At 48.2% G+C, this 14,556-nt stretch carries 10 protein-coding genes; 6 read left to right on the top strand and 4 right to left on the bottom strand.

The genetic code is table 11. The annotated features are described in order from the left end of the window. Nucleotides 1–201 (top strand): hypothetical protein (locus AC1DXF_RS04545; protein WP_477446570.1); only part of this gene is annotated, 201 nt, incomplete at its 5' end. Between the two features lie 52 nt (nt 202–253). On the opposite strand, the gene AC1DXF_RS04540 is transcribed toward AC1DXF_RS04545, so the two are convergent. From AC1DXF_RS04540 to AC1DXF_RS04525, 4 genes are all read right to left on the bottom strand, one after another. Next, on the bottom strand, nt 254–838 hold the full coding sequence (locus AC1DXF_RS04540) for a Uma2 family endonuclease (RefSeq protein WP_477446568.1): 585 nt from the start codon (nt 836–838) through the stop codon (nt 254–256). Nucleotides 839–949: 111 nt separating this feature from the next. Next, entirely contained in the window at nt 950–2,974 is a 2,025-nt protein-coding gene (gene uvrB, locus AC1DXF_RS04535; protein ID WP_477389135.1) for an excinuclease ABC subunit UvrB, read from the bottom strand. Between the two features lie 161 nt (nt 2,975–3,135). Next, nucleotides 3,136–3,627, bottom strand: coding sequence for a MarR family winged helix-turn-helix transcriptional regulator (locus AC1DXF_RS04530; protein WP_477446566.1), 492 nt, complete (start codon nt 3,625–3,627; stop codon nt 3,136–3,138). 10 nt (nt 3,628–3,637) lie between these two features. Next, a complete protein-coding gene (locus AC1DXF_RS04525) occupies nt 3,638–4,135 on the bottom strand; it encodes a GNAT family N-acetyltransferase (RefSeq protein ID WP_477446564.1) in 498 nt (165 codons plus the stop codon). 231 nt (nt 4,136–4,366) lie between these two features. Here AC1DXF_RS04525 and AC1DXF_RS04520 point away from each other — a divergent pair, with 231 nt between their 5' ends. From AC1DXF_RS04520 to AC1DXF_RS04500, 5 genes are all read left to right on the top strand, one after another. Further along, nucleotides 4,367–4,675, top strand: a complete 309-nt coding sequence (locus AC1DXF_RS04520) for a hypothetical protein (RefSeq protein WP_477446562.1) — start codon at nt 4,367–4,369, stop codon at nt 4,673–4,675. Between the two features lie 969 nt (nt 4,676–5,644). Beyond that, nucleotides 5,645–6,001, top strand: a complete 357-nt coding sequence (locus AC1DXF_RS04515; RefSeq protein WP_477446560.1) for a hypothetical protein — start codon at nt 5,645–5,647, stop codon at nt 5,999–6,001. Between the two features lie 60 nt (nt 6,002–6,061). Further along, nucleotides 6,062–10,195 carry a carbohydrate binding domain-containing protein gene (locus AC1DXF_RS04510; RefSeq protein ID WP_477446558.1) on the top strand — a complete coding sequence of 1,378 codons (4,134 nt, stop codon included), beginning with the start codon at nt 6,062–6,064 and terminating at the stop codon, nt 10,193–10,195. Between the two features lie 45 nt (nt 10,196–10,240). After that, nucleotides 10,241–13,840 carry a DUF6443 domain-containing protein gene (locus tag AC1DXF_RS04505; protein WP_477446556.1) on the top strand — a complete coding sequence of 1,200 codons (3,600 nt, stop codon included), beginning with the start codon at nt 10,241–10,243 and terminating at the stop codon, nt 13,838–13,840. Then, complete coding sequence (locus AC1DXF_RS04500; RefSeq protein WP_477446554.1) at nt 13,840–14,316, top strand: DUF4826 family protein; 477 nt, start codon at nt 13,840–13,842, stop codon at nt 14,314–14,316. Before AC1DXF_RS04505 ends, AC1DXF_RS04500 begins: the two co-directional genes overlap by 1 nt. Nucleotides 14,317–14,556: the final 240 nt, after the last annotated feature.

Raw genomic sequence — 14,556 nt, 5'->3', positions numbered from 1 at the left:
CATCAGATCAATCGTGTAAATGCAGTAGCGTTAGTGCGTGATATGGCTATTAACTTTCTCAAAGGAAAGTTGATACGAAAAGCCCTGACCGCTTTTGATAATGTCCTATCCCGAACTACAGAAATTGTCAGACCAGGAAGAAAGGTGCCAAGAAAAAAAGGACGGAAAAAACCACCATCCATGAATTATAAACAACTTTAATCCTTAAGTAAACGGCATTGATCTGCACATTTGAAATCTGCACATCTACTAATTAATTATCTGCAAAAACTATTTCAAGGCTTAATTCAAATCCCGGGAGTATTTCAGTTGTAATGATATCGCCTATCGTCATTAATTTTGATGGCTGATAGGCACTGTTTATTAGCGTATATTTCAAAAAAGTTTTATCCTGAGGGGATACTATCCAATACTCTTTAACAGCGGCTTCTTCATATACTTCATACTTATTACGTAGCTCTTTTTGATTATTTCCGGGAGAAAGGATTTCAATAACAATATCGGGGGCGCCCGTACAGCCACGTCCGTCAACTTGTAGCGGATTGCATATGATACATATATCTGGTTGCACAACGGTAAATATTTTTTTGTCCTCATTCTCACCTTTACGGGGGAGTCTGACATCAAAAGGTGCCGCGTATGCCTGGCACGACTTATTTTTAAGGTAACTATATAGTTCTCCTGATAAACGCCATGATATGCGTTGATGGAGGGGGGCCGGGGCGGGCGTCATTTTAAAAATCTTACCTTTAATCAATTCAAGCCTGTCCTCAAACGTCCATTGAAGGTAATCGGCGTACGAATAACTTTTAGTAAGATCAAGATCAGATAGCTGCATAACTTAAACTTTAATCAAAAATAACAATTCAATTTGAAGATTCGGCGATTTGAAAATTTGAAGATATTGTTCCTTCTCATTTTCAAATCTTCAAATCCTCAAATTTTCAAATCAAAACTTCTCCTCCATCATTTTTTCCAAAGCAAACATCTCATCACGCAATTTGGCAGCTAACAAAAAGTCCATGTTTTTGGCTGCGGCAAGCATTTCTTTTTTGGTGTTGTCGATTGATTTTTTCAGATCAGGTTTGGTCATATACTGAACAATAGGGTCGGCCGCTAACGTTGCCATATCAGCTTCTACATAAGCCTTTTGTACCCCGCCTTTAAAGTCGACAACCGATGTTTGCTCCATAATTTCTTCGCGGGATTTGCCTACCGTGGTTGGTGTAATGCCATGTGCTGTGTTATAAGCGATCTGAATTTCGCGGCGGCGGTTGGTCTCATCCATCGTTATCTGCATCGAATCAGTTATCTTATCGGCATACATGATAACCCGGCCACGATCATTACGGGCGGCGCGGCCAATGGTTTGGATCAATGAACGTTCCGACCGTAAAAAGCCCTCCTTGTCAGCATCCAGGATAGCTACAAGCGATACTTCCGGCAAATCCAATCCCTCACGTAATAAGTTAATCCCTATCAGTACATCAAACTCACCAAGGCGCAATCCCCTCAAAATCTCCACCCTTTGCAGGGTTTTTACTTCGGAGTGAATGTAACGGCATTTAATACCCAGCCGGTCCATATATTTGGCCAGTTCCTCGGCCATACGTTTGGTGAGGGTAGTTACCAGGATGCGATCGCCCATTTTTATGGTGCGATCAACCTCATCCAGTAAGTCATCCACCTGGTTTATTACCGGGCGGATTTCTATAATAGGGTCTAATAGTCCCGTAGGGCGTATAACTTGTTGTACCACTACCCCTTCCGATTTTTCCAACTCAAAATCACCGGGTGTTGCGCTTACATAAACCGTTTGCGGCGCCAGCTTCTCAAACTCCTGGAAGTTTAATGGGCGGTTATCCAGGGCAGCCGGCAGCCTAAAGCCATAGTCAACCAACGACATTTTGCGCGACCTGTCGCCACCATACATCGCCCTGATCTGGGGTACCGTAACGTGGCTTTCATCTATAACCATCAGGTAATCATCAGGAAAATAGTCCAATAAGCAGAATGGGCGTGCACCGGGCAGCCTGCCATCAAAAAAGCGGGAGTAGTTTTCAATACCCGAGCAGTAGCCCAGTTCGCGGATCATTTCCAGGTCGTAATTAACCCGTTCTTCCAGGCGTTTGGCTTCCAGGAAACGGCCATCGTTTATGAATTGCTTTTTGCGGGTTTCCAGTTCTTCCTGTATGGCCCAGATGGATTGCACAAAGCGTTCGCGCGGTGCCACATACAGGTTGGCCGGGTAAACCACCATATGGGTCATTTTTTCGATGGTTTTGCCGGTGCTTACATCGAAGGTTGTAAGTTCCTCAATATCATCGCCAAAAAAAGAGATGCGGTAAGCATGATCCATATAGGCCGGGAAAATATCAACCGTATCACCCTTAACCCTAAAAGTGCCGCGCTTAAAATCGGCAGTGGTGCGGGCGTACAAGATCTCTACCAGCCGGTGTAAAAAAGCATTCCGGCTAATGCGGGTGCCTACGGCAAACTTGAATACAGATTGGGCGAAATCCTCCGGGTTACCCATGCCGTAAATGCACGATATTGAGGATACCACAATAACATCCCTGCGACCCGACATCAAGGCCGACGTAGTGCGCAGCCGCAGCTTTTCAATCTCCTCGTTTATCTGTAAGTCCTTCTCAATGTAGGTGTTAGTGGTAGGTATAAATGCCTCGGGCTGGTAATAGTCGTAATAGGATACAAAGTAGTTAACAGCGTTCTCCGGAAAAAACTGCTTAAACTCGCCATAAAGCTGGGCTGCAAGGGTTTTATTATGGCTCAGTATCAGCGTAGGCTTTTGTGTTTGCTGGATAACATTGGCCACCGTAAAGGTTTTGCCCGACCCGGTAACACCCAAAAGTGTCTGGAACGGATCGCCGTTGTTTACGCCCTCAACCAGTTGCCTGATGGCCTCAGGCTGATCACCGGTGGGGAAGTATTGGGAAGTTAAATTAAAATCCATGTGTAATGTAAAAATACAAATAATCCCGCAATGGGGTTTACAGATCAAAATAAGCCATCAATAATGACAACAGTATGTCAACAGTGGTTGATCATCATCTTTTTATCTCTACTTACAACAGGCACGCCCGGTTTATGTTCGGCCGGATTTATGTAATACGATCATCCCAATTGTTGCTTTTCCTCCTTTAGCCGTAGCGCCCGGGCGTAAAAGCTCTGCCTGGCTATTTGCTCTTCTACCTCGGCTATGGCTTTCATGAGGTTGTTTTGGGTATCGGTAAGTTCGGTTGCGGCGGCTTTTATAATTTCCCAAACAGGGCGCATACGGTCTACCAGTTCCTGGCCTTTGGCGGTGAGCTGGATCAATCGTTTGCGCTCGTCGGCCTTGTCTTTTTTTGAGCGGATAAGTTTTTCTTTCTCCAGCTCTTTTAACAGGCTGATGGTGGAGGGGTGGGTATACCCAATTTCGTTTGCCAGTTCCACCACGCTTAGCACGGGTTTAAAATGCAGGGTATATATCACCGGGAACCATTTGGGTTCAAAATCAATATTGTTGGCTTTGTAAATCAGCACCCCATCCTTGCGCAGCGTATCGGCCAGGCGCTGCAGCCGGGTGCTGATGGCCAAAATGCCCGATTCATCAATTACGTTCATCTGCCGTTGGTTAATTATTCAAATGTAACTCATAAAAAATATTATCGGCGCCCATCAGCGGGAACGATGGCGGCAAATCCTGTTTGGCCAGTTGCGTAAAGCCATTTTTTTCGTAAAAACGATGGGCGGCCTTCAGCATATCAACCGTGCCCAGGTATATGGCAGTTATCTGGTTTTGTTTGCAATAAGCTATCAGCTCATCAAGCAAGCGCTGTGCGATGCCCAATTCCTTGCCGCGGTAATCTTTACGGACAAACATTTTGCGCAATGCTCCCGCGTTACCATCAATGGCAATAAGGGCTATAGTGCCCACCAGCTGCCCATCATATTTGGCGCCCCAGAAGTTGCCGCCGGTTTGGTGATAGTTCGATTCAATATCAAGCAGGTCGGGCTGACCTTCCAGCGTTACGGGTACGTTAAATTCAATTTGCTGTATGGGCAGTATAATATCAATAATCTGCTCACAGTAAGCATTATCAAGCGGGGTAATTTCAAGCGAAGTGTTCATATTAATTAATTTATGTACAAATATACGTAGTTGACTACATATAGCCAAATTGAATTTTATTTTATAGTAGAGCACAAATAAATTGTGCCTGCCACGGGCTGAAAACGTCCCTTTTTATCCGGTAAAAACGTATCTTGTCAAATAGAATATTAAGTCCCAATGGTTAATTTAATTGACTTTACTATAAATTCGAATGGCAGGGAGCGGTACTTGTTTATAAGCCCTGTTTTAATGCAGGCCAAAGAAATGCCATCATTAAATCCTCCTTTTAAAGCTTATGTTTATGAGGATTTAATAAAAGAAGATTTGCTGGACTATTATATGGATGAAGAAAAAAAGTCTTTGCTCAGAAAGCATCGGGAACAAAGTCTTCCAGCACTTGTTATTAAACATGACCAGGATTTTGAGAAAGCTTATTTGGGGTATTTAATTCTATACCAGGGCGAGCAAAAAAAATGGGAATGGGAAGGCCGCCGGGTGAACCTTACAGCAGATGATGTTTTGCAAATAGAGACCTTTATGAACAACTATAAGAAATAATCTGTTTAGCTTATGTCCTGGTTTTAGGCTGAGATAATTTAAAATCCTGAGCTAAGCAATTATTGATTGGCCTGCTATGCCATGCAAAGTAATGAATATGCAAATCCCCGGGTGCACGTTTCATTCGGGATTTTGTATTTTTAAGCGGAGCAAAAGCGTAATACAAGAGCATTAAGTTTAACAACAAACATTGTTGATTTTCCTAAAGGCATGGCCTAAACTTAGCATGTGGGCGCACAAGGCTGGACCTTGCGGCAGCGAAAAAACCTTGCGGCAGCAAGTGGGGAAGTATTCATAGTAATTAATTTATGTACAGATCTACGTAGTTAACTACATATACCCAAATTAATTGGTTCATTAGTTCATTGGCGGGATGGCGGGATAGAGCTGGCAAGTAAAGCGTTGTTTTCAGCTTTGCCAATTCAATAACCGTCTTGTCGGTAATGAACTTTTCACCAATGAACTAATGAACCAATGAACGGGAGAATGGCGTTACCCCCGCTGGTAGAAGCGGCGGTCAGGCTTTCTGTTCCAAGTCCTCACAGGCCATTGCCCGCACAGGCCAGGCATGCTCCGGGCTTTTCACGCCAATCCTTAACGCGGGCGGCGGGTAAATAAAAACCCCAGGATTAAATTAAACATGCCGGATTGCGCTAACGGTGGGTTTTATCAATCTGATAATAAGCTGCTTAGGTTGTGTTGCCACTATTTTCGACCACGCACTGTAAATTTATACTGTCCCGGTTTGGTTCGGGGCGAGGTTCAGGGATTTACGGGTTAGCATTTAATTTCGCTATTCATTTTCCGAAAGCCCGAAAACGGCGCTGGCTGTCAACAAAGTTAACCCGAGCTGCCAAACGCCCCTGCCACCCCGTGTTTTAACGGGGTGCCTCCCGGTGAAAACACCTATTGTGAAATAATTCTGATCCTATTAATTTAACCACAAATTATTGATACCCCTTTAACTGAATGAAACCAGGAATCCTTATCACCACCGTATTATCCGGCTGCCTTGCATTGTGCTTTGTTGCCGCAAGTAACTTAAGCGGCAAATGGACCGGCGCCCTTCGGCAGGCCGATAGCACCGCCTACCCTTTAACCTATAATTTTATGCTCATCGGCGATTCTGTTGCAGGTACGGCTGCAAGCCCGCTTGGCGAGTTTCCGATTGACCAGGGCAGGCTGGATACCGCCGGGCTGCACTTCAAGGTTACCGTGAACGGGCTTGACGTGTACCACGACGGAACCGTTTACGCCGATTCCATCGGGATGAACATCAGTTTGAACGGATCGGTAGTGCATTGTACGCTTCTTCATTCCAATTAATAATCCTTTATCTGCTATATAATTAAGCGCTTGAAATAGCGCACATACCTACTATTCAAAATGAAGAAGATCCTTCTCGCAATCATGGCATTAATGCCGTTGCTAAAAGCAAGTGCCCAAACCGCCCCGGAATTCCGCAGTTTGGTGCAGGTAAGCACCGTTTCCCCCAATTCTGCAAGTCTTGGGAAGTTCGGCAATGTCCCAGTCAGCTATGTTACCGGAATTCCCTCGGTGACAATTCCACTGTATGAAATCGCCGCAGGGGCAATCAAACTCCCTTTGTCGCTCGATTATCACGGGGGCGGCGTACGGGTTGACGAACTCGCATCGAGTGTCGGCACCAGCTGGGCCTTGAGCGGTATTCCCGAGATAACCCGGAGCATGGTGGGCCTGCCTGACGAAGGCAATGGCGGTTACCTGTCTGCCGTGCCGCTGGATTCGCTGTTTAATTATTATTCAGGCGTTAATTATAGTTTCGATGCGAACTTTCGATACGCCCAGTTTATGTACAACGTGAGGGATAATCAGGCAGATACCGAACCCGACGTATTTTCCTACTCTTTGAATGGCAGCAGCGGAAAATTCATCTACAGGCCGAACGGAACGATCATGCAGATTCCGGTAACTAATAACAAAATAGAGAAACTGTCCGGTAACAACTTCAAGATAACGGACCAGAAAGGGTTTATATACATTTACGATCAGCAGGAAGCAACTACCATGATTACCGCTTCCGCGGCTGTGCCGTATGCAACAACATGGAAGGTTTCCAAGATAATAGATCCGTCACTGGCTGACACGGTTTATTTCAAATACACGGCGAATAGCGGAACGATAGAACGGAGCTTCAGTTATACGTATACTCTTGGCAATAAACTGGCCGGGAATTCGGAGGCTCCAACCCAGACAACGGATGCAACGGGAGAGAATTATTCCATGTCCCAGATGTCCCACGCATCGCTCTTTCTCAATCAGATCGACTGGCGCGGAGGAAAAGTAATGTTAAAAAACATGCAGGACCGTACCGACAGGAGCACGGAACTGCGCCTCGATAGCGTGAAGGTGTACTCCCGGCTCAACGGGGCTTACCAGCTGATTAAGGACACCAAGCTGAACCAGTCATACTTTTATAGTAACCCGGTTTCGGGAAAAACGCCCGATTACCGCAACTACAGGCTGCGGCTGGATTCTGTGACCTTCTTTCCGGTCAACTCCACTTTACCACCCCAGAAATACAGCATGACCTACAACAATACACCCATCGCACCGAACGAGTCCTTCGGGCAGGATATCTGGGGGTTCAACAACGGGCACTATGACAATCCTTCACTAATGCCCCAGCAGACTGTATTGTGGCAGGGCGCATACCGATTAATCGGCGAAGCAAATATGGATGCAGACTCTACCAACACATTTGTACAGGCCTGTATGCTACAGTCGATCAAATACCCTACGAAAGGCAGGAGCGTTTTTGCATTCGAGCCACACCGTTACCCTTTGGATTACCAGACGACCCAGTTGCAGTCTGTCTATTGTGACGCCTATGGTAGCGTCCAGGCAACTAACAGCACGACCTTCACAGTCACCGCGAACCAAACCGCGTTCCGCTACAGTGCAACATTGTCAGCGTATAACTATCCTGGCGTAACCAGCTACCCGGAGGTCAAGATGGTCGACCAGACGACTGGGCAGACCGTTTTCCTGGTCAACAACGTTAGTAACCCCAGCCAGTCCTACAGTGTCAGCAACATTGCAATCACGCTGACTACAGGCCATACATACGTGATAACCACCAACATTTACAGCACCGACTCAAGGGTGCAGGCGACGTGCACGGTGTCGTGGAGCGTGCCGGTTACCGGAACCATTATAAGGTGCGGGGGCGGACTGCGGGTCAGCTCGATCACCAACTATGACAATAACGGTAACTTCATCAACAAGGAAAACTACCAGTATAACGGCGACGGGGTGGGAAAACTGCTCACCAGTTCCTCTTACCTGGCGGTCAACTACGACTACCTGTTTTATTCAATGGGATATGCCTATGGGATCGCGGTAGCATGTGCCGAGTCAATGGGAGACATCGACGTGGTTTACCACGCCAAAAGCGTCTATCCCGCCACCCAGTGTAGCGGCAGCCCGGTTTTATATAACGGTGTAACCAAGTACGACGTGGACGCCAACGGCAACCCCAGCGGAAAGAGCGTTTTCGGGTATCCGATCTATGACGACCAGGCAGGCCTTCCTTCTACGGATTACGGGTCTATCGGCATCTGGCTGATCAACAATTCCTGGAAGAACGGTTTCATGGCCAGCGAGAGCATCTATAAATCGAGCGGATCGGGCTATAGTCCGGTGAGCATAAAGAACTTCAACTATTCGATTTATCGCCGCGACACTTTATTGGGGCTTAAAATAAAACCGACGTATATCATGCAGGGAGGTTGTGAAGTTATCAGCGGGGCCAATAACAATCCGAACACAAGATACGGCCCTCCAAACTCCCCTGGTGGCAGTTCTCACACGCATTTCTTCATAGGCCGGGTTCCTACTTATACAGGGGTTATGTTGCTGCAATCCGAATCGGATACCACCTTTGACGATTCGGGCAACAAATTCGTGACGATGAGGAACAACTACTACGACGACCTGACGCACGTCTTTCCGACGAAGACGGAAACCTTCAACAGCCGGAACGAGACGCTGACCAACGTCATCAAGTATCCGCACGACCTGGCTTCCGGCACCAACGTGTACCAGAAGATGCTCACCCGCAACATCGTTTCGCCAACCGTGAAGTTCCAACAGCTCAAGAGCGGAACACAGCTGGCCCTGGCCAATATCAACTACAACGACTGGTTTGGCAACAGCAACCTCCTGCTGCCGCAAACCGTGGACGAGCAGGTACTGGCAGCCCCGATAGAGACACCCACGAAATTCAACAGTTACGATATCTACGGCAACATCCTGGAGCAGCAAAAGGTGAACGCCCCGCCGATGGCCTACACCTGGGGGTATAACAGCCAGTACCCCATAGCCGTGGCCACAAATGCGAAGGGCAACGAGATCATGTTCAGTAGCTTTGAGGAAAAGGGAACCTGGGACAACCAATTGACAGCTTATGACACCGCCTTCAAGCGCACCGGGCTTTCTTCAGGCAGGATAGACAATACCAGCACTACCGAAGTCACGAGCAAAAACAGCAGCTGGCTCACCATTTCGCAAACGGCAGCAAAAAAATACCATTATTCGGCCTGGGTATACAGCAACGGGCCTACCGCCGACCTGTACCTGCTCATGAAACGTGCCGGGGAAACGGGTTATACAACTTACGCCGACTATGTCACCACCTCGGTAACCGGGAAGTGGACGTACATAGAGAAGGACTACCTTGTGCCCGCAGACGTAACGCAGATAACCCTAAGGGTTGACAACAACGGCGCGCTGAACGGAGGAACCAAGGTATGGTTCGACGATGCGAGGCTCCACCCGTCCGATGCGCAAATGACTTCCTATACCTACCTGCCGCTCGTGGGCATGACCAGCAGCACCGACAACAAGAACATGACCACGAACTACGAGTACGACGGTTTCCAGCGCCTGTTGAACGTAAAAGACCAAAACGGCAGGATCCTGAAGAATTATGATTACAACTACGCATCCGAGGCGGCGGTTTGGGTTGACAATACCGGCAGGCGATGCAAAGCAGGTTCGACCACCGGAGAGCAGGAGCGCCAGGAAACAGACACCAACCCGCTCAGTGCCACCTACAATCAGACCCGATGGGTGAGCAACGGCATCAATACCTCGACCTGTCAAATACCAGCAACGGTTTACGTGCAGCAGACAACAGGCAGCACGAGCGTGAGCAACGGGCTGACCTACCATACCTTGAAGTTCAATACGTACAGCGATGCCAACTGTACTGTTTTGGTAAATGCCCCGGTTGCCCTTACCATCAATTACAGTTACGTAACCAACGCAAGCTATGCTGATGGCCGCACGCCGAACCCGGTGGTAACGACCACCAATGCCACGATCACGATAGCTGCTGGCAGCAACCAGGCCACCACTGGATCGATCATCATATCGGGATGCTTCGGCGCCGCCGACAAGCAGATTTGCTATACGCCGGCTACGCAGGTAACGGTGCAGCCCGGCACGGGATACATAGCTGTCAATCCTGAAATATAATAATTCCATCATGCTATAACCTTAAACACTTATTCAAACGAACAAATGGAATTGCCAAACAGAATATATAAAAGCCTACTGCTGATAGCTGGGGCATTTTTTCTCATCAATGCCGCGAACGGCCAAACGGCGACGCAAAACTATGTGCGTACCCGCGTGCCGCGCACCGGCATCACCACCAATGCCCGGCTTGACCAGCTGACGCCGGTAAAGGACTCGGTGATGACCACCATTCAATATGTAGACGGCCTGGGCCGCCCGATTCAGACGGTGCAGCAGCAGGCCTCGCCCTCGGGCAAGGATATTATCCAGCCCCTAACCTATGACCAGTACGGCAGAGAGGCGGTAAAATACCTGCCATACGTGAACACCTCAACCAGTTACGGCAGCTACCGCCCCGACGCGCTTAGCGGCACGTCCGGCGTAGCCAAGTTTTACAACCCTACGGGCGCCTCAACGGAAGGCAAACAAACCAACGGCATTGTTTTGACGCAATACCCCTATGCCACCACCGTGTTCGAGGCTTCGCCGCTGAACCGGGTGACCGAGCAGGGGGCGCCCGGCGCGGCCTGGCAGGTGTCTGCAACGCCGGCTAATGATCATGCCCAGCGCATCAACATTAGCAACAATGAGCAAAGCAGCAGTTTCAACACCGGGGATGTTTCATCGGCCAACCTGGGCAGCAGGAAGGCGGCTTTATATACGGCTACTATTAATGCCAATGCCAACTGGAGCCGAAGCCTGGGCAGGACGGGGAATACGGCCACCTACAGCGCCAACCAGCTCATGGTAACCATCATTAAGGACGAGAACTGGAAAAACAGCGACGGCTGCTTTGGCACCAGCGAAGAATACAAGGACAAGGAAGGGCATGTGGTGCTCAAGCGCACCTACAATAAAAAGGGTACTGTGGCCGAGATGCTGAGCACTTATTATGTATACGATAACCTGGGCAACTTGTGCTTCGTGCTACCGCCGGGAACCAAGCCAGACTCGACAGCTGCAATATCACAGGCAACGATAGACACCAAAGCTTACCAGTACCGCTACGACAGCCGGAACCGGCTGACCCAAAAGAAAGTGCCGGGAAAGGGCTGGGAGTTTATAATCTACAATAAACTCGACCAGCCTGTAGCCACGCAGGATTCGGTGCAGCGGATGAAGGCAACCCAGGAGTGGACGATTACCAAATACGATGCCATGGGCAGGCCGGTGATAACAGGCATATGGCAGAACGGTAGTTCAGGTACCGATAACCACGTATCGGTGCAGGCATTGGCCGACACGGCCACAAAATACTGGGAAGCGCGGCAAGCCACTGGTAGTACGGGATATACCTCTGTTGCCTGGCCCGGAACGTATACCACAACCCTGAATATAACCTATTACGATACCTATGCCAATATCCCCCTACTGCCATCAATGTACAATCAGCTAAGCAATACCTTATATAGCAAAAGGACAACGGGGCTGATTACCGCTACCAAAACGCTGGTACTCAACACCGCGGGCGACTACCTGTGGAGCGTGCCTTATTACGACGAGGACGGGCAGGTGATCCGCACGTTTACACAGCATTACGTGGGCGGCTCGTCGGCACTAAGCCAGTACAATTACGACGATATGACAACCGGGTACAACTTCGTAAAGCAGGTGACATCCAATTACCGGCTGCACTATATCACCAACACCGCCAAAACTGCCAGGATCCAGAAACTCTTATCGTCGGAAGCTTATTCCTACGACCATATGGGCAGGCGCAGGTCGGGTGCCAGCCAGCTGCAGGACAGTCTCAATGCCATCCAGGGCGCAATGCGCGTATCGCTGGCCAGCTATAACGAAATTGGCCAGCTGACTAAAAAAAGCCTGCATGCCATCAACGGAACGTCCAACTTTTTACAGAATGTGGACTACAGGTACAATGCGCGGGGATGGCTCACGAACATCAACAATCCCGCCCTAAGCGCCGATGGCGGGATTACCAACACCGATACCAACGACCAGTTTGGCATGGAGCTGAAGTACGACAACGCGGCCACGCCTCAATACAACGGCAACATCGGCAGCACTGCGGTAAAGACGACGGCCTTGTCGGGCATCAGCTACCCGGCATTGGTTTATAACTACAGCTACGACAAGCTGAACAGGCTGACCAATGCGGCAAGCACCACTACGACAACCAGCGACAATTATTACAACGAGAACGTGGCCTACGATGTGATGGGCAACATCACGAAGCTGAACCGGTATGACAAGTTAAACGGCACGCGTACCGCCATAGACAGCCTGACGTATAGCTACGTGAGCGGCAACAGGATCGACCGGATTGACGAACTGGGCACTTCCGCAGGCTTTGCCAACGGCGCGAGCCAGCCGGGGGAATACACCTACGACGGGAACGGCAACCAGCTTACCGACCTGAGCAAGGGGCTTACCCAGGCGTACAACATGCTCAACCTGCCGCAGACGGCGGTCAGGTCCGGCGTATCCGTTGCCTATATCTACGATGCCACCGGCAGGAAACTAAGGAAGCTGTCGACCATGGGCACCACGACCACGGTTACCGAGTATGTAAACGGCATCCAGTACGAGTATTTGGGGACATATCCCAAGATTTCCTTTATCCAAACGGAGGAAGGACGGGCGAGGAAAAGTGGCTCGGTTTACAAGTATGAGTACGACCTGAAGGACCATCTGGGCAACACCAGGCTGACCACCACCTGGGCTCCCGCAGATTCCGTAAGCCAGCTTACCCCACTAAACTCGCAACGGAATGATTATTACGCTTTCGGTTATGCCATACAAAGTTTGATAGGCTCTTTGCCAAGCTCCCCAAATCATTATCTTTACAATCACAAGGAGTTGCAGGACGAGACGGGGCTTTACGATTACGGTGCAAGGTTCTATGATCCGGTGATTGCAAGGTGGACGAGTGTAGACCCGCTGGCGGAGAAAGGCAGGCGTGAAACCCCATACGGTTATGCTTTTGATGATCCGATGCGTTTTACCGATCCTGACGGAATGTGGCCCAGTTTGAGTGATGTTCTAAATACGGCCAATGATATCGTGGGCGGAGCTGTGAACGCTTTTGCTTCAGATGTGACAAGTACCAATGCTCCTATGTCCCATCATTTGAGCCCCGCAGCTTATAATTTAGGGCGAAAAATCGGGCATGTCGCAGCAATGTTTGCTGGTGGAGAAGAGGTCTCTGGAGGAGCTTCTATGACAGCAGCAGGTGTTGCCGCCGCACCCGAGACAGGTGGCTTATCGTTATCGGTCTCTGCAATTGGAGCCGCAGTTGTTACTCATGGTGGTTTAACAATCAAAAATGCTATAATCAATATAGTAACTGGAAATGGGGAAGACAAGGGAGGAACGGCAGGAAGCGGCACCCCAAGAAAAAAATCAACCGAGCGGCTTATTAAGGAATGGGAAAAAGGAGAAGGTAAAGCATGGCCCACAGAGCCAAATAACCCCAATAAAAAGCAAGTTGCTCACCATACGGAGCCACTTGCTAATGGCGGGTATGACGGTTATCCCAATATAGAACCGAAAGCGGCACAAGACCATACGGCCCACCATAAAAATAATGGTGATTTTAGAGAATGGGCAAAAAGAAGAGGCACTAATAAAAAAGATCATTAATGAGATATCCAATAAATTATAAGGATTTCAGTCCCAAAGTAAAATACTATTCCGAGATGATATCGGTTTATAATCGAGCTAGTTCATTTTTAACAGGATTTGACTGGTGTAGAAAGATAGTAGATGTTGCACTTTATACTAATCTTGGTTCAAAACTCGGTTTATATCTTTTCAAAATTGATAATAGCGCTAGTAGTAAGAACGCTTATTTATGGGTAATAGCAGGCGACTTACCAATGATGTACTTAAACGTTCATGAGGATGATACTACAAGGGAAGTATTAAAATCTTATACTGAATTGGCATCAGACTGGGTACAACATGTTAAAAACAACCAATCATTAGAAAATTGTTATCCATTTGATGCAAATCCGACGTTAGAAATGGCGGATCTACTGGAGAGAAGAGTTAATATTCTAAATACTTCTGTAATTGATAATATTGATAATATAAAAGTCAAATTAAATTTAGGTTAGACTTCTCCCAGCTGCCGCCAGGGCTTTTTGAACGATACCGAAGGCCTCCAGGCCTGTGGTACTCATGCAAGGCAGGGTGCTTGCTGGATAATATAAAGCTGTAGAATAAACAGAGCCTGGCCGATGCCGGGCTTTGTTATTTAATGGGCATAAGCCTTACCTGTTTTGGCATCCCTGATAATGGCATTAGCCAGAAAAATAAGTTTGTCTTTAACGGAAGGTTCGAGTTCTTCGATCTCA

This window comes from Mucilaginibacter sp. P2_A5 (assembly GCF_056404995.1).
Note: the sequence above shows the minus strand (reverse complement) of the source record. Positions and strands in the feature narration are given on the sequence as shown.

Bases quoted from the DNA above. Each gene is read 5' to 3' on its own strand.
- AC1DXF_RS04540 (WP_477446568.1), bottom strand. From the start codon at position 838: ATGCAGCTATCTGATCTTGATCTTACTAAAAGTTATTCGTACGCCGAT.
- uvrB (WP_477389135.1), bottom strand. From the start codon at position 2,974: ATGGATTTTAATTTAACTTCCCAATACTTCCCCACCGGTGATCAGCCT.
- AC1DXF_RS04530 (WP_477446566.1), bottom strand. From the start codon at position 3,627: ATGAACGTAATTGATGAATCGGGCATTTTGGCCATCAGCACCCGGCTG.
- AC1DXF_RS04525 (WP_477446564.1), bottom strand. From the start codon at position 4,135: ATGAACACTTCGCTTGAAATTACCCCGCTTGATAATGCTTACTGTGAG.
- AC1DXF_RS04520 (WP_477446562.1), top strand. From the start codon at position 4,367: ATGCAGGCCAAAGAAATGCCATCATTAAATCCTCCTTTTAAAGCTTAT.
- AC1DXF_RS04515 (WP_477446560.1), top strand. From the start codon at position 5,645: ATGAAACCAGGAATCCTTATCACCACCGTATTATCCGGCTGCCTTGCA.
- AC1DXF_RS04510 (WP_477446558.1), top strand. From the start codon at position 6,062: ATGAAGAAGATCCTTCTCGCAATCATGGCATTAATGCCGTTGCTAAAA.
- AC1DXF_RS04505 (WP_477446556.1), top strand. From the start codon at position 10,241: ATGGAATTGCCAAACAGAATATATAAAAGCCTACTGCTGATAGCTGGG.
- AC1DXF_RS04500 (WP_477446554.1), top strand. From the start codon at position 13,840: ATGAGATATCCAATAAATTATAAGGATTTCAGTCCCAAAGTAAAATAC.